General features: G+C 46.1%; 11 protein-coding genes and 1 rRNA gene. 3 read left to right on the top strand and 9 right to left on the bottom strand.

The features are described from left to right. Positions 1-91: 91 nt before the first annotated feature. The 8 genes from L5L97_RS09480 to L5L97_RS09445 form a co-directional block, all read right to left on the bottom strand. On the bottom strand, positions 92-1,780 hold the full coding sequence (locus L5L97_RS09480; RefSeq protein ID WP_168826796.1) for a DUF342 domain-containing protein: 1,689 nt from the start codon (positions 1,778-1,780) through the stop codon (positions 92-94). A 479-nt stretch (positions 1,781-2,259) separates the two neighbouring features. Next, positions 2,260-3,303 (bottom strand): methyltransferase, encoded by a 1,044-nt coding sequence (locus L5L97_RS09475; RefSeq protein ID WP_263181651.1) that lies wholly within the window; start codon positions 3,301-3,303, stop codon positions 2,260-2,262. 184 nt (positions 3,304-3,487) lie between these two features. Then, on the bottom strand, positions 3,488-4,810 hold the full coding sequence (locus L5L97_RS09470; RefSeq protein ID WP_263181650.1) for an alkaline phosphatase: 1,323 nt from the start codon (positions 4,808-4,810) through the stop codon (positions 3,488-3,490). 74 nt (positions 4,811-4,884) lie between these two features. Then, complete coding sequence (gene gshB / locus L5L97_RS09465) at positions 4,885-5,838, bottom strand: glutathione synthase (RefSeq protein ID WP_168826802.1); 954 nt, start codon at positions 5,836-5,838, stop codon at positions 4,885-4,887. A 93-nt stretch (positions 5,839-5,931) separates the two neighbouring features. Further along, complete coding sequence (gene rsmE / locus L5L97_RS09460) at positions 5,932-6,663, bottom strand: 16S rRNA (uracil(1498)-N(3))-methyltransferase (protein ID WP_113941550.1); 732 nt, start codon at positions 6,661-6,663, stop codon at positions 5,932-5,934. A gap of 8 nt (positions 6,664-6,671) precedes the next feature. Beyond that, positions 6,672-7,448 carry an endonuclease EndA gene (endA, locus tag L5L97_RS09455; RefSeq protein WP_168826806.1) on the bottom strand — a complete coding sequence of 259 codons (777 nt, stop codon included), beginning with the start codon at positions 7,446-7,448 and terminating at the stop codon, positions 6,672-6,674. Between the two features lie 129 nt (positions 7,449-7,577). After that, complete coding sequence (locus tag L5L97_RS09450) at positions 7,578-8,237, bottom strand: SprT family zinc-dependent metalloprotease (RefSeq protein ID WP_263181649.1); 660 nt, start codon at positions 8,235-8,237, stop codon at positions 7,578-7,580. Positions 8,238-8,395: 158 nt separating this feature from the next. Further along, complete coding sequence (locus L5L97_RS09445; protein ID WP_263181648.1) at positions 8,396-9,550, bottom strand: hypothetical protein; 1,155 nt, start codon at positions 9,548-9,550, stop codon at positions 8,396-8,398. Positions 9,551-9,880: 330 nt separating this feature from the next. On the opposite strand from L5L97_RS09445, the gene blaOXA reads away from it, so the two are divergent. Further along, positions 9,881-10,705: a class D beta-lactamase gene (gene blaOXA / locus L5L97_RS09440; protein ID WP_168826813.1), complete on the top strand. Its 825-nt coding sequence runs from the start codon at positions 9,881-9,883 to the stop codon at positions 10,703-10,705. Positions 10,706-10,869: 164 nt separating this feature from the next. On the opposite strand, the gene L5L97_RS09435 is transcribed toward blaOXA, so the two are convergent. Next, positions 10,870-11,781 (bottom strand): LysR family transcriptional regulator, encoded by a 912-nt coding sequence (locus L5L97_RS09435; protein WP_105251501.1) that lies wholly within the window; start codon positions 11,779-11,781, stop codon positions 10,870-10,872. A 121-nt stretch (positions 11,782-11,902) separates the two neighbouring features. On the opposite strand from L5L97_RS09435, the gene L5L97_RS09430 reads away from it, so the two are divergent. Further along, positions 11,903-16,456 carry a biotin carboxylase N-terminal domain-containing protein gene (locus tag L5L97_RS09430; protein ID WP_263181647.1) on the top strand — a complete coding sequence of 1,518 codons (4,554 nt, stop codon included), beginning with the start codon at positions 11,903-11,905 and terminating at the stop codon, positions 16,454-16,456. A gap of 950 nt (positions 16,457-17,406) precedes the next feature. Then, positions 17,407-17,619, top strand: a 16S ribosomal RNA gene (locus L5L97_RS09425); the annotation flags it as partial.

The raw sequence follows: 17,619 nt of genomic DNA, 5'->3' as shown, positions 1-17,619 counted from the left end.
GGAGAAGATAGATAGAGGCCAGCACGAGTTCAGAGGTTTGGCTGCCGAGCGAAAGCCGCCTCAGCACTGGCGTTAAGAACCCTAGTGAACCTTATGTGCTCGGTACAGCTTTTGCCTTGGCGTTATAGTCAAAGTTAATCTCTTGATTAACATTGGCAATACAACAAGTGCCGTGTTCACGTGCCGTACGGTGATTTGCTGGACCTATATGCAGCTCAACGTTAAGGAATACGTGTTTAAGCACTTCGATACGGTATTTTTCGTAGTAGCCTTCGACTTCTTGTTTAAAGGTATCGAATTCAAGCTCTTCACGGGTACGTTCGTCCATGATGCGATTCTTCTCATCAAGCATCATCTTTATTTGCTCAATCATAACCGCGTCAGCTTGCCATTCTGACTTGGGGGGCAGTTTATTGAGGCGAGCCTCGATATCTAAACTGGCGACGACCATAGCTTTAACGCTCTCATCGAGTAGCTTGAGATCTTGCTTGAGTTCAGCCTGTCCCATTGCGCAGTAAACGTCAGTTTTAGTCCCTGCCGTTGCACCTATGACAACCGCCGTGATGCCTTTTTCAGCGTGTGCAACTCCGCCAACCAGATCACCACGACGACCGCTAGGATCGCTGACCGTTAAACTGCCGGCGGTTTTGGTATTACTGTGCAGCAACTGTTTAGTGACTAAGATATTACCTTTGGCAACTAATTGAGAATATTGCACAAATTGGGCGCTGATCTGCCCTTGAGAATAGATATTGGTAGAGTATTCATTGGCTTTAATCTGGCGGCCAATGATGCCTTTACTCACAGTGACATCACCTTCTGCTTCAAGGGTGGCGGAGTCCACAAACCCCATCACGGTAATATCGCCTGAGCTTTTAACTATCATGCCCTCGTGGACATCACCTGTAATTAAAATACTGCCCTTGAAGGTGACATGGCCTGTGCTGATGTCGACATCTTTAAGTTGCAGTACATCATCGACATTCATACCTGTACGGGTTTCGACGGGTTGCCCCGGCACTGTGGCGATCAGCTTATTGGGATCTTTGGGATGAAAAGCTGTGCCTGTACCCGCTTGAAGCACGGCATCCTTACCTGGTTTTTGTTTAAGGACTTCGCCCTTGATGTTGTAGCCCGGAGTGCCTTCGGTGGCTAAATGTTTAACCATCAAGAGATCATTGGCTTTAACAACGATCATTGCGCCTAAATTGCGCATATCGACACTGCCATCTTCGCGCTCTTGTGGCTGAAGCAAGCGCTCCCGCGCAAGGAATACTTTGCGTTCTAGTACCGCATTGAGTCCATTAACAGGGGCTTTGCCTTGGGCTATTTCACTTTGGCAGATTTCCCCTGGCTTGAGTGTGCTGAGTTGCTTTAGTAGAGCTTGAATTTTGAGTTTGCTTAGCCCCATGCAGACGTTGTTTTTTTTGAGATGAGTGAGGATCTCTGGCAAATCTATCTGTTTACCACCCCATGCTGCGGTAAGTTTAAGACTGGCTTGCATTTTATCGGGACTAATCTCGATAGCTATGCTGCCATCGCGACGTTCGGCCAAAGTAGTATAGAGCTCAAATTTTCCATCGTCTTGATTACAAAGAGAGTTGATTTTAGCGACGGTTTTAGTAATGGCTGGTTCTAGCGGAAACAGGGCGGCGAATTCAGGTAAAGATAACAGGCGCATTATGTCTTCATGGGTGACTGGACCATGGACATTCGGGATCAGGCGCAATTCAGCTTTTGTCTTATCGCTGTTTAGCTCTATGAGTTCAGGGTCCAGCATAGGGGCATTCCTAGTAATTGCGTTTTATTCTTGTTAAGAAGCTGTTTTGAGTATAACAGTAGAAACTTAGGGTAAAGAAGCCTTTTTGGCTGCAAAATCAGCAAATGTTGTCATTTTGTTGTTAATGGTCTATGAGTGAATTTTAAAATAGTTTTTTATAAAAAATTGAGTCTTATAATCAGTGTTATCTCTGGTTTTATAACAAAAATTACTGAATAAACCACAACTTATATTGATTTTAGGTTTAACCATTATTTTGATGTTTTAAATCGAATCCCTATGTTAGGAACGGCTGTTGAGTGATTATAAGTGAGAAATTGTCAGAATCGCTGGCATGCGGCAGATCACAATATTGAATTTTGTAACACGATGAAAGGGAGGTTTTATCTAAAAACAAACAGGGATTGGGATAAGAGTGAGTGGCTGGGTTGCCAATAACGCGCTTCAGCGAAAGCATCTGCGCGTTATTAATAAAACATCTATTTGTGCTGGAAGTAATACAACTTGTACTTGTTGTTATCGGCAACCACTTTCAATTGGCCAAATTCGGCGGCGATAATATCGGAATAGGGCAGGTGGCGATTGGCGACTATTTGCCAAATACCATTATGCTGTAATTGCTTAGCGCTATCGGTGACAAAGTTCTGCGCTATGCTGGTAGTGCTGGCGAGGCCATCATGAAACGGCGGATTAGAGATAATGCCGTTAAATTTTCCTGTGGTTTGCGCGAGCCCATCGGATGGATACACTTTTGCTGTCATGCCATTGGCCGCCAGGGTGAGTTCACAAGAAGCTAACGCCATGGCATTAATATCAACGCATTCTAGGGATAGGCTCGGTTGTGCTTTTAGTAGAGCGGCGGTGATCACGCCAGCGCCGCAACCAAAATCGAGCACTCGGCCCGAGAGTGTTGGTAGGTGTGACAATAATAATTCAGTGCCGAGATCTAACCGTTTTTCGCTAAATACCCCGACTAAATTACAGATACTGATCTCGCCTTGCGGCGTTGTGAGTTGATACTGACTGACCCAGTCGCTAAGTTTCATTGCCGGGGCGCAGCCCTCTAAATTGCTACCAAACAGCAGGCAGTGGCGGGCGTTATCGAGCTTCATCCCCGTCGCAAAATACTCAGGCAAGAGTTTAACTAAAGACTTAATCCCGCCTTTGTTTTCCCCAACGACTAATAGCTGGCCGTTAGGCACAAGATGGCTGGCGGCGAGGTTAAACAGATAAGGTGCGAGGGGTTTAGCCTTGGGGAAATAAACGATAACCGTATCGTACTTTTCTGGTTTAATTGGGTCTTGATGTGGCAGTTCGTGGCCGAAGTAGCAACGCAGTTTTGAATTCGCGTGCGGCGCTAAGTGTAAATAATGGTGATAATCCAAGGCGAGGGCATCGACCGAGGCCGCGACATCGAGCAGGGCTTTTGGCAGTAGATCGGCTTCATGATTGAGCACTAACACCTTATGTTGGCTTAGGCTGTCTTGATTACGAATAATGACTTGCGATGGATTAGTTAACACAGTTACAGGCACCTATAAACTTAAGTGTGGGCATTATACCCGTTATTCACGCCCGAGCCAGTTTGCATCGAATCACTGCACTAAGACCTAATAAAATCCCTAATAAAAAGACCCAATAAAAAAGGCAACTGCATTATGCGGTTGCCTTATGTGATTGCCTTTAATGAAAGGAATCGATTAACGCTTAGCTCTTAGGTTTCTTCGGTTTTGGCAATAAGCTGAAAATCTTATTGGCGATATCAGTATTGTCTTGATGGCCGTTAAACAGCTCAGATGCGGGACCTGCGGCAAACACTTGTACGTCTGTGCCTGTGTGACCGTCGGTTGTCCAACCGGTATCAGTTCGCTTATCAATAACATGGCGAATTGCAACCGCGATGGTTTCTAATCCCTGCATTCTGGCGACCGTTAATTTTGCGATTTCTTCTTCGTTGAGCTCAAAACCTAAACCGCGGGCAAGATCGGCCTGCCATTGTTCACCGCTGATGGCGGCTAAGGCTAATGTGTCGGTACTGGCTGAAATGTTACGTAGGATTTCAGGGTTCCAGTTGTAGTTTCCATCGACGCCAATCGATAGGCCACCGGTGTTATGGTCGGCGGTGATCACCATCAGGGTATCAGGATGTTCACGCACGAATTGCTCAACCACCTCAATGGCATTGGAGAATTCATCCATTTCACCCATGGCTGTAGCGATGTCGTTATTGTGACCCGCCCAGTCGATGAGACTTCCTTCGACTAACAGTACAAAACCTTGGTCATTCTGCGACAGTAAACTGAGTGCTTTTTGGGTTAAAGTGCTGAGTTTTTTCGCATCTTTTTCATCAATCGCCCAAGGTAATTGGACTTCGGCAAACAAGCCTAGCACTTTAGGTTGAGTGATGCTGGCGAGATCTTCAAAACGAGTAATATGTTGATAACCTTTGGCTTTAAATTGCGCTAATAGCTCAGGGGTAAAGTATTTTTGACCACCGCCTAAGAATACATCGGCGTTGGTTTCTAGATAGCTGAGTGCTAAGGCGTCGTAGTTTTTACGGCTCTCGTTGTGGGCTAAAAAGGCTGCAGGCGTGGCGTGGTTTATCTGGGATGTAACAGCTACACCTGTGCTGAGGCCAAGGGATTTGGCTTTTTCGAGTATGGTCGGCAGCGGTTGCTTTTGGGTATCGACCGAAATCGCCCCATTGTAAGATTTAACGCCAGTGGCGAGCGCAGTTGCTGCCGCGGCTGAGTCGGTAACATAACCACTGACACTGGCGGGATAAGTGCTCGCCATACCTACAAGTAAACGGTCGAATACGGTTTGTTCAACTTCCTCTGTGTCAGGATTATCTTTGTAGTAACGGTAAGCGCTAGTGTAAGACGGTCCCATACCATCACCTATCATGATGACAATATTTTTGGGACGCGACGGTGCTTTCGTTGGACCTGTTTCTATGTTGGCCCAAGTCGGAGTCGATAGTAATAAACCTATGCCGAGTAACAAGAATGGCGCTTTGGTGAAACTCATATCACATCCCTAGAAAGTGGCTAGGCGCTTGTGATGTCAAAGCGCCTTAAATCAACAAACTCGTTGGTAAATTTTTATGCTTTGGTGTTAATGCGTGCTTCAATAGCATCCATTAACATGCCTGTGATGTCGACATCAAATGCTGCTTGGATCTCACGGATACAAGTTGGACTGGTTACGTTGATCTCAGTCAGCTTGTCACCAATGACATCGAGGCCGACAAAAATCAGTCCACGTTTTTTAAGTTCTGGACCAATGGCGCGGGCAATTGCCCAATCGCTGTCGGATAAAGGTTGAGCTACACCGCTTCCGCCTGCCGCTAAGTTACCACGGGTTTCGCCTTTCATTGGGATACGCGCCAAGGCGTAGGGTACAGGCTCACCATCGACCACTAAAATGCGTTTATCACCTTTGGTTATCTCAGGGATAAAGGCTTGCGCCATGGCATATTGTTGGCCATAGCTGGTCAAGGTTTCTATGATGACCCCAAGGTTTGGGTCGTCCTGCTTCACGCGGAAAATCGAGGTGCCGCCCATACCATCAAGTGGCTTAAGAATAATATCGCCCTTCGCTTGGTGGAAAGCGCGGATACGTTTGGCATCACGGGTCACGATCGTTTCTGGCGTGAATTCGCTAAACCATGCGGTAAACAGTTTCTCGTTAGCATCACGTAAGCTTTGCGGCTTGTTAACGATCAACACGCCTTGTTCTTCGGCGCGTTCAAGCATGTAAGTTGCGTAGATAAACTCAGTATCGAATGGCGGGTCCTTACGCATTAAGATCACGTCGAGTTCGCTCATCGGCGTGTCTGTAGCTTCGCCGAGTTCAAACCATTTGCTCGCATCATTGAAAACAGTTAACGGACGCATATTGGCCATAGCCACACCGTTGACCATGGCAAGATCGGCCATTTCCATATAAAACAGCTGATAACCTCTTTCCTGCGCGGCCATTAACATGGCAAAACTGGAGTCTTTCTTAATGTTGATCTCACTGATGGGGTCCATCACTATGCCGAGTTTTATCATTAATCTGTTCCTTATTTGTCGCCGTTTGCAGGCAAAAAAGCATTTATTGGATAATGGGGTGCCATACCACCGCTGTGTGCGGCTGTGGACGGTCTAGCCTAAATCACCAAATCTGAGTTGCAGTGCCGTAATGGCGGTGAGCGAGGCGGTTTCGGTGCGTAGCACTCTGGGGCCAAGCAACACATCGGTAAATTGATAGGTTTCTGTCATGGCGATTTCTTCCGCCGACAAACCGCCTTCTGGGCCAATTAATAGTCGCACGCGGGTATGCGCCAAATCTAAGCCATTGATACCGTGTGCGGCACGTGGATGCAAATTGAGTTTAAGCGCTGAGGTCGGCTCACTGCACCAATCGTGCAAGTCCATCGCTGGGCGAACCATGGGCACTTGGCTGCGTCCCGATTGCTCACAGGCGCTCACGACGATCTTCTGCCATTGCTGAATTTTTTTCTCTAGGCGTTCACCGTTGAGTTTCACACCGCAGCGATCTGAAAACAGCGGCGTAATCGTATTCACGCCAAGCTCGACTGATTTTTGAATGGTGAACTCCATTCTATCTCCACGGGAAATCACTTGGCCTAAGTGCAAGTTGAGTGGCGACTCAGATAAATTGGCCTCACAGGAAAGCAGTTTTACTGTGACATGCTTCTTACCTGCATCGACAATTTCAGCAAGATAATCATTGCCATCGCCATTAAATAGACTGATATGTTCGCCGTTGCCCATGCGTAGCACCTTGCCGATATGGGCCGCGCCATCTTCGTCTAAGTTCAACTGTTGATTGATGGCTAATGGCTGAGGTTGATAAATTCTTGGGACTCTCATTGTCGACCTTATTCGGCTAATTGTTGACGCTGTGGTGGCGCATTACAGGCATTCTGCACAAAGGGGTTATGGTTACCTTGGGTTTGCGCTATGGCGTTATCACGTTTGCACTCAATAGTATCAACTGGATAGGTTTTATCCCATGCCTTAAATAATTTTAATTGGCTTGAGGCGATTTTAAGACCATAGGTCTGCTGCATATAGAGGTAGGTTCTGGCTATCTTACCGCGGGTATTCGCGGGAGGTTGTGCTTGACGATTCTTAAAGTCGACTACCATAGCACATTGGCCATATTGGTCAGCCTTACCGTTCCATTGGCTAAATCGGAAGTTGCTGCGATCGCCATTGACCTCACCAATTGCGGGTACCAAATTATGCATGTCCGATTCCATTTTATTAAATTCATTACTGTTATCGGCACAGTTTTTACGGCCACCCTTTTGCCAGCATTGGAGTTGATGGCCAAATTCCCAGGCGGGGACTATGTGTTCCCACTCGATACGGTTGGCGCGGGTTTCCTGTTTACGGACTTGATAACCACAGCTGGCGAGATCGGGTTTCCACGATTTGCCTTTGATCTGAATTTCACAGCCACAGTAAAAGCTGACTGCGGGCAGAGTACCTTGGCGACTGCCTGCGTAGAGCGCCTGTGACTTGGTTTTCGCTTGGCTGAAACTGCTGGGATGTGACACTGAGGCACTTGCGGGCACAGATAAGGTCGCCGCCCAAGTGATTAGGCACAACAAAAGTCGCCGTGAATTAACGGTTAAAGAAGCTTTGTTCAAAATTTATCCCAAAATAACAAACACTACGCGAGCCTTTGGCTCGTCTTTTATGGCGTGATGGTAAGGGAAATATCGCTGTTTATGCAAATTGAGTCGTACTTAGGTGGGGGTTTTGTTTGCTGAAAGTCGCTAGATCGCAGTTAAATGGGTCTTACAGCGTTTACAAATATAACGACTTTCACCACGCAGCACCTTGTTATGGCGGCGAATACTCAGTCGAATTGGTCCACAGGCGCAGCGATACTCAACATCGCGACTCGTAACTGAAGTGGTATTAAAGCTATGTGTGGTACTCGGATTGACCTTAAATACCGTTAACATCAAAGATTGCCATTCTTTACCGTGGGGTTTGGTTTTGCCAAAAAGCTGAAAACACAGTAAATGACAAATTTCGTGGGGGACGACCTCAGTCAGAAATGCCTCGCTGTTTTCGCGTAGCAATACAGGATTGAATCGCAAGCGATTCTGTTGCAGATGAGCCGTACCCGCACTCTTACCCCTTAAACTAAATTGAGTGACTGGGCGTGGAAAAGTGCGCTTAAGCAATATCTCTGCCTCTTGATAACAGGCTTCAATTCGCTCTAGTACTTGAATTTGTAGTGACGAGAGTGGGCGTGATGAACCGGTGAAAATATGCGCCTGAGCCGGATTGGGTGCTGGTGGACTCGTTATCACCTGCGACTTATCTTGGCTTTGGCCTAAGGCTGAGTACGTCGACCTTGACAGTGGTGCAAGTGCTTCACTGCTGCGACGGCGTAAGGCATTGAGTAAGTCAGCGGGTTTCAGCATAGGGTTAGCGTTGGATCTCTTCGGTTAAAGATAAAATTGAGTGCTTAAAACTTATCGGTGATTAAGCCTGCCTAAGCGTTCACATCAGAAGCGTTCGCATCATAGCGAACGCTATCTGACAATACTAGTTTCAGCCTGTTTCAGGAAATGTGACTTGGCTATAAACTCGCCGCCGCTTGCATCACCATAGTGCGTACTTGTTCGACTATGGCTTGCTCAGTATCTGCGTCATAGCCTTTGACTCTTGGTGTGTGAATGTGGCCGACCTTGGTATGGCTATTAAACTTTTGCTGCAAGACTATGGCGCGATAGGAGATTTCATTAGAGAGATAACCGCCGCCTGAACCTTCGACTGAGGTTTCGTTTTGCAGTTCGTTTAATGATGTTGCACTAAATTCGCCGCGGGCAAGGGTAGTGACAGTATGGTTATCATTGACTTTCCATTGACCATCTTTGACTTGCATAGCCGAAACAGGCAGTGAAAATTCCACAAATTCGGGGCCGATAAAATCTTTACCATTAAGCTTTGGGGCAACCGGTGCGGTTTTAGTGCCGCCAGTGAGTACGTTTTGGTTATCGGGCGCCGCTGCACTGCGCTTTCGCCCAGGGAAACGTTCAATATCAAAATCAGTTCGGCCCATGCTAACGGTGAACACAAATTGGGTTTTGGGATCGCGATAAATCGGGCTCAATAGCGACTCGATAAGTCCTTGATCAAAATCTGCAAAACGCACTGGCACCATAGCGGTTTCTATTTGCGCCGTTTTACCATTAATTTCAAAGCGAAAACCATCCAAGGCGAGGGCGACTAAACCTGAAGGATTACTCTGGGTGATATCTTTGTCGAGGAAGAAAGGATCGAAACCAGTGAGAAATATTTTGATTTGGACATCATCACCATATTGAATATCGCTAAAACCCCGTGAGGCCTTTTCAACCGCACTCATTAATATGTCTTGTTGCCAATCGGCCATTTTAAAGTTGGCGCTGGTGGTTTCTAGACTATTAAGCATGGCAAGGCGAGCCCAGTATAAAGGTCGGTCGTCAAAATGCCCTGACTGTACATCGCGGACAGCTTGTTGCCACAATCTGTGTCCTTGGCGCGCCGCTAATTGGGTGGCGTCAACTTCGTTTTTCTTTGAGCTCAGCTGAGCCAGACCATCGTCAAGTGCTTGATAGCGAGTGACTACGTCGCCTATGGTTTTTTCGGCTGCTGGTAGGCGGGAAACTTCAACGTCACCAAATAACTGCACGGCACTGGCTGTAGTCATTAAGCTGGTGGTGAGGATGAGTGTTAACACTGGCTTCAACATGTTTGGCTTCCCTGTAGTGATTAGACGTTATTCATTGGAAATAATGATTATTTTTTTCGTGCGGATAGTCTCATATGCCAAAAAGTATGCACTACAAGCTAAGGGTAATAAAGTTAAGCTCAGTGATCTTTGTCATCTTATGCCAATATCTTCTATCACAAATCATATGGCGCTGGCATTAACCCATCTGCAACAGTGCAATAGGGTCTAGTTTGCCTCTTTTTTGCCACAATTGGTCAGCAGTTTGCTAGGGCTTGCCAAAACCCTAAGTGATAGCCTTAATCACTTTTTTAGTTCATTGGATTGGTTGTTTTTCTACAAGGAGACTTTATGCGTTTGTTCACCATATCGGCTGTGCTGGTGATGTCGTCTATTTTAGTGTCGTCAAGCTTAGTGGCGCCGACTTTTGCATCTACTACAGCTAAGGAGTGGCAAGAAACCCGCAGTTGGGATGCTAGTTTTACTCAGCACCAAACTAAAGGCGTAGTGGTGTTATGGAATGAAAACAAGCAACAGGGATTCACTAATAATCTTAAACGTGCCAATCAAGGTTTTTTACCTGCATCGACGTTTAAGATTCCTAACAGTTTGATCGCGCTAGAGCTTGGCGTGGTGAAGGATGAGCATCAAGTCTTTAATTGGGATGGTAAAAGTCGAGATATCGCAACTTGGAATCGTGATCATAACCTTATTACTGCAATGAAGTATTCGGTTGTGCCTGTCTACCAAGAGTTTGCTCGCCAAATTGGTGAGGCGCGTATGTCGAAGATGATCGCCTCGTTTGATTATGGTAATGAGGATATTTCGGGAAATTTGGATAGCTTTTGGTTAGATGGTGGCATACGAATTTCGGCTACGGAGCAAATCGATTTCCTACGTAAGCTTTATCACAACAAGATACACGCTTCTGAGCGCAGTTTACGTATTGTTAAGCAAGCCATGCTGACTGAAGCGAATTCTGACTATATTATCCGTGCGAAAACCGGTTATGCAGTCAGAGCAGAACCAAGCATTGGCTGGTGGGTAGGTTGGGTTGAACTCGATGATAATGTATGGTTTTTTGCGATGAATATGGATATTCCCGACGCGGCAGGTTTACCATTGCGTCAAGCCATTACTAAGGAAATCTTAAAACGGGAACGCGTTATTCCTTAGCCCATGCTAGGTAGCGTAAGCATAGCGTATCCAAACCTTGCGAGAATTGCGTATGACGCTGCCTACTTAGCTGACATCAATCGTGATACTGACAGCCTAGACTCAGATCTAGGCTTTTTTATTGGGCTTTCTTGAAACAGGCTTCCTTGATGCGACGGGAAACGTTAACCCATTAGGGATTGCAGGCTTTCTTGGCTGCTGAAGCGTTTTACAAAGAAATCTAAGAAGACACTGATGTTGGTGGCCAGTTGGCGTCGGCTCGAATAAACCCCATAAACCTTAAAAGGTTCAATCGGCCACTCCTGTAAAATCGGTACTAGCTGTCCATTAGCAAGTTCAGTCTTACAGGCTGAATTGGATAACATGGCGATGCCAAAATCATCTATGGCTAATTGCTTCACCATTATCGGGCTGTTGACCCTCACTTTACGCTGAAAGTTCGCCATGGTTTTACGCGAACCTTTACCCAATGGCCAAATTGGTGCTGAGCGAGAAGTCCCCAATAAAATCCCACTGTGCAGGCTGAGTTCCTTTGGGGTCGCGGGTGTGCCTTTGAGTTTTAAGTATGCAGGGCTTGCCACCAAAATTGGCTGGCGTTCAAACAGTAATCTTGCGACTAAGTCCGACGATTGAAGTGGACCATATTTGATGGCTATGTCATATCCTTCACCGACTAAACCAATATCGTTGTCGGTAAACTGGACATCCAATTCAACATTGGGATATAAACGCATAAATCCGCTACAGAGGTTAGCGATAAGTTCTTGGCTAAATGACACTGGGATTGCAATACGTAATGATCCTGACACATCATCGTGAGTATTCTCGATAACTGCCTTGGCCGCTTCTACCTCATTGCGAATCGAATCACAGTGTTGATAAAAGAGTGCCCCGATTTGGGTCAAACTCAAATTACGGGTGTCGCGCTGTAGTAATCGCACGCCAAGTTGTTCTTCTAGCTGCGCGATTTTGCGACTTATGGTGGATTTTGGGTGGCCGGTTTCACGTGCAGCTTGGGAGAATCCCTTCGCTCTAACTACGGCTGCAAATAGCATCATACCGTTTAAATCTGGCATGTTATTCCCACTGTCTCATATTTGGAACAAAGCGTCCTATGCAGTTTAATGGCATTTGACGGGATAACAAAGTTATATTTATTGGCTAAAAATTTTCAGAGGCTAAGCAGAGGATCTTTTGATGACCAGCAATAATCAGCCCAAACACATGACTCAAGCCCAAACGCCCGATCCGCTTTTTTTACAGGCCGAGCATTTGGCAAAAGATTTTTCTCTGTTTCCTAAGCATAGTAAACAGAGTTTATCGGAAGAAATTAAAGGTCTTTTAAATGAGGATGCTATTCAAGCAAACTTAAAAGACTTGGCATCTTTAGATGTCGACGGTTACGTTGCTAAAGTGATCCAGCCGACCCAAGATAAAGGTCGTCCTGGTGCAAAACGTATTATTGCCGATCTTAAAGGTCGTTTGATTACGGAAACTCACTTGGGCTCTTTTTACAGTGCTGAGGTCGAGCTGAACTTTGGTTCACGCACTCGTCGTATTGGCTTTATTGCCCAAGAACGCACTACCGCTAACGGTGCTTGGATGCCTGAGCATCATTACGCCGCTTGTAAAGCAATTCGTCATTTCGCCGAATTGTCTATGCCTATTATCTATTTAATTGATACCCCAGGGGCGGATGCTGGCGAAATCGCTAACAGCCAAAACCAAGCGCATTCAATTTCTAAAGCCATCGCAGAAAGCGCCAACGTTGACGTACCGACAGTCGGTATCGTAATTGGTGCTGGTTATTCTGGTGGCGCAATTCCATTAGCGGCTGCGAACATTCTGTTGTCGTTGCGTGACGGTATTTTCAACACGATCCAGCCACAAGGTCTGCAAAGTATTGCCCGTAAGTACAACTTATCTTGGCAAGAATGTGCGAAATCTGTGGGTGTATCACCAGAAGAGCTTTATACCTCAGGTTGTATCGACGGTATCATCGACTTTTCACCAGGCGATCGCGACGAGCGTCAGCACAATCTGCGCCGCGCTATTATTAGCAGCGTAGAAGCGGTTGAGCGTGCAGCGATGAATTTTGTGCGTGAATCTAAAGATTTACGAGAGCATTATGATCGCAGTTTAACTCGTTTCCTTAATCCATCTAAAAACTTGATGGCTTTGGAACTGAACGCTGAATTGGCTGTGGCAACGAGCCCTACCAGTCACCATAACTTGTTCGGTAGCGCCTATCGCTATTTGCGTTATTTAACGCTACGTAGCCGTATCCATTCTATTTCTCAAGAGCAATATGGTCGTCTGTCACGTGCTAGCGTGCCAGAAGGTGATCTGTTGGCACGTATTCAACAGGAACAAGACCGTGTGTTCCAAGCTTGGTTGTCTAACCCTGACAAGCTAGTTTATGACGAAGATTTGAATAAATTGTGGACTAACTTTGTCGCTAAACGTGACGAAGTCTCTACCGAGCGTAACATGCTGACACGTTTGATTTTGGGTGAGCCAAAAGAGAACTATAAAAAAGCACGTAAGGCGTTGTTATTCAACATTAGCTGGTCTTTGTATCATCGCTGGAAGAGCAATGCGGCTAACAACTTTAAAGGGCTGATTCAGCACTTAGAAAGTTTGCCAAACTCTGTGACTCAAGCTAAATGGCCTGAGCTGAATCAGCTGACTGTGCTGGACGTGGTGGTAAATGAAGAACTGCGTGAAGACTTTATTTGGCAATGCCATAACATTCTGATCTTCAATGCCTTGTATGACAACGTTGTGGGCAGCTTAGCGTCAATCGCTAAAGAAGCCATGATGTCGAAGAGTTTGTCACGTAACTCAGTGAACAACCTGTTGCACAAGTCAATTGACCATGCATTGTCGACGCAAGATACCTCGAACGACAAAGCTAAGTTCTATAAGTGGCTCAAGTATTTTATGGGTCAATCGAACCGCGCCGATTTGTTGGTGCGAGTAGAGCAGTGGAAGAGTGTGGGTTTCCCACAACTTAACGACAGTCTATTCGTGGTACTGACTTACTTCTTCGAGCGTTTACTGCCTGAGTATTTCGATAGTGAAAGCGATACCAGCAAGTACACTGGTGCGATCAACCCTGTGCGTATCGGTCGTCGTAAGGACTTCTGGAACCGCTTGACCATGGGTTATCAAGATCTATTGATCCAAAAAGTGCTACGTGACGAAAAACGTAAAGGCAACATGACTTGGGAAAATGTGGTGAAGCAGTTCTTTACCCATTTCGAAGAGATCAACGGCGACAAAATGTCGGCTAACTTGCTCAACTTCCCAGGCTTCCGTTTATCAATCGAAGATGCGTTAGACAAAGGCATTCGCCCATGTGGTTTGATCACAGGTATTGCTGACTTTAAAGAAAAAGGTCAAAAAGTGCGTGTGGGTGTGGCTGTGTCTAACACGGCATTCCAAGCGGGTGCATTCGATATGGCCAGTGCTGAGAAATTCTCTGCACTATTGATTGAGTGTGCTAAGCGTAAATTACCCGTTGTGTGCTTTATCAGTTCAGGTGGTATGCAGACTAAAGAAGGCGCCGCGGCGCTATTCTCTATGGCTGTCGTGAACGACCGTATCACGCGCTTTATTCGTGATAACGAATTGCCAGTACTGATGTTTGGTTTTGGTGACTGTACCGGTGGTGCGCAGGCGAGTTTTGTGACTCACCCATTGGTGCAAACTTACTACCTGTCTGGTACTAACATGCCATTCGCAGGTCAAATGGTGGTGCCAGCTTACTTACCATCAACGGCAACGCTGTCTAACTACTTGTCAAAAGTACCTGGCGCAATGGCGGGCTTAGTCCATAACCCATTCAGCGACAATTTAGACTCTCAGTTAGCAGGTATCGATCCTCTGATGCCAATGCCTTCGGCAAAAATTAACGACGTGATCATCAATGCACTGTCGACCTTAGTGGTTGAAGCTACTGTTGAAGAAGAAGTGATCGTGCAGAACGATCCACGTAAGTTAATGAAGCCAATTAACAAAGTATTGGTTCACGCCCGTGGTTGTACTGCTGTAAAACTGATCCGTAAGGCTCACGACAATAATATCAATGTGGTATTAGTGGCGTCGGATCCTGATATGACATCAGTGCCCGCGGACATGCTCAAAGAAACCGACAAGTTAGTTTGTCTCGGTGGTAACACATCGGATGAAAGTTACTTGAACGCATACTCTGTGCTGAAAGTAGCCGAATATGAACAGGTTGATGCATTGCATCCAGGTATCGGTTTCCTATCAGAAAGCCCGCAGTTTGCTGCATTGTGTGTGAATAACGGTGTTAACTTCGTCGGTCCTAGCGTGCATTCAATGACGACTATGGGTAACAAGTCGAACGCAATTAAGACATCGCAAGCGCAAAACGTACCTGTTGTACCTGGTTCGCACGGTATTCTGACCAATGCTGAACAAGCCGTAAACGTGGCGAGCGAAATTGGCTATCCAGTATTGCTTAAAGCGGTACAAGGTGGTGGCGGTAAAGGTATTCAGGTTGTAAAACGTCCTGAAGACATGATTGGTTTATTCCAAAAAACTGCAACCGAAGCGGCTGCAGCCTTTGGTAACGGTGACTTGTACTTAGAGAAATATGTGACATCACTGCGTCACATCGAAGTGCAGTTACTGCGTGATAAGTTCGGCAACGCGAAAGTATTAGGTTTGCGTGACTGTTCGGTTCAACGTAACAACCAAAAAGTGGTCGAAGAATCTGGCTCAACTATGTTGCCGGATGAGCTGAAGCGACAAGTGCTGGCTTATACCCGTGCCTTAGGCGACGCGACCGATTACATGGGCGCAGGTACCGTTGAGTTCATCTATAACTTAGATGCAAACGAAGTCTACTTTATGGAGATGAACACGCGTCTGCAGGTTGAGCATCCTGTTACGGAAGCGACTTCAGGTATTGATATCGTTAGTGCGCAGTTTGATATTGCCGCTGGCCGTTCAATTGCAGCGTTAGAGCCTAAAGAAATTGGTTATGCGATGGAAGTACGTGTGACGGCTGAGAAAGCGGCGCTCGATAGCCATGGCATACTGCAGCTGATTCCTAATCCGGGCAAGATCACTGAGTGTGTGTTCCCAGATCATCCCGATGTGGAAATCATTTCGATTGCTGCGCCAGGTAAAGAAGTATCGCCATACTACGATAGCTTGATTGCGCAAATCATCATGCGCGGTGAAAACCGTGAGGATGTGATTGCCAAACTGTACGAATACTTAGACAGTGTAGTGCTGAAAGGCATCGCGACTAACATTCCGTTGCTCAAGCTGATCTTGAAAGATGGTACTTTCAACGAAGGTGTTTACGATACTAACTATCTGCCACGCTTAATGGCCGAGCTCGATATTCCTGCGTTGATCGCAGAAATGGAAGCTGCCGCTGAAACTGTGGAAGTAGACACTGAGTCACTGCGTGTTGGCGAAAGTAACGAACTGAAAGTGTTAGCCCAAGGCGCAGGTATCTTCTATACCTCTTCTGCACCGGGTGAAGCGGATTTTGTGAAAGAAGGTGACATAGTCACGGTCGATCAAACACTAGCACTAACAGAAGCGATGAAGATGTTCTCGCAAGTGACCTTAGCTGGCTTTAACCGCCAGAGTGCGATTCTGTACCCTGAAGATAAGAAGTATCGTATAGAGCGCATCCTGAACAGCAATGGTCAGCAAGTGTCTCAAGGCGACTTACTGTTCGTGGTCTCGCCTGTTGAAGAATAAGCTCAGCGTTTAACGCCATAGCTGAATGAGACAATACCCGCCATTGGCGGGTATTTTTTTGCTTCTAAATTATTGCCACTAAATTTCCTGTCACTAAATATCCTGTCACTAAATATAGGTAAGCGCACATGCTACTCTTAATGTGCATGACGTCTTTGATAAATCAACTTAGCTTTAATAGATAAGCATATCGCTAACAAGTGGCCAATCTCAGCTCTGTGCAATACGACCTGTATCTCTGATTAAGTCGGCAAAGAGTCTCTTTAATCTATCGTTTGCCCATTTATTAGAACAAGCTGCATCAAGAATCCACCTCTGGCCTCGAGAATCAACGGAATCTCCATGCTTTATTCGTAGTATATAGAGGCTCATCAAACCTCATTTTAAGTTGAAACTGAGTCTAAAATGAGCTGTGTGTGGATAACTTTGGGGGTAAGTGGTGGGTATGATGTGACTAGATTAGATAATTAGAATTAACTGCAAATTCCCTTAAAATAGGGGTTGCGGACTTTCTCAATCTCCCTATAATGCGCATCCACTGACACGGCAGACAGCGAAAGCCAGCTGACGAATTAGGTTGAATTGAGGCGCTTTTAAGCACTTAATTCAAGCGCGTCAAGAAGTTGAAAAAACTCCTTGACGCGAAACGGGAAATGCGTAGAATACGCAGCCCTAGCCAACTGGAAGCGTTCGRCGCTCAGTGTGGTACTCAMSTTCTCTTATGAGGTTGAGTTGCTCTTTAACAAGATAAAACAAGAAATCTGTGTGGACACTCACAGGTGTTGAGTTAATCGAAACTGCTTARCCTTYGGGTTGGCAGTCAAAAATTTAAATCAATGTAACAATGAGTGTTCATAGCAATATGTACAGTTTGTTTCTGCTTTTAAGTGGGAACAAAAAATCAGAATTCATTGAGCCGCTGAAGTCGYAAGACGGAAGCAACAAAACTTTAATTGAAGAGTTTGATCATGGCTCAGATTGAACGCTGGCGGCAGGCCTAACACATGCAAGTCGAGCGGCAGCACAAGGGAGTTTACTCCTGAGGTGGCGAGCGGCGGACGGGTGAGTAATGCCTAGGGATCTGCCCAGTCGAGGGGGATAACAGTTGGAAACGACTGCTAATACCGCATACGCCCTACGGGGGAAAGGAGGGGACCTTCGGG

It is taken from the genome of Shewanella sp. SM71 (assembly GCF_025653905.1).
Classification (GTDB): Bacteria; Pseudomonadota; Gammaproteobacteria; order Enterobacterales; family Shewanellaceae; genus Shewanella; species Shewanella oncorhynchi.
The sequence above is the reverse complement of the archived record's forward strand: the minus strand, read 5'-3'. Positions and strand labels throughout refer to the sequence as shown.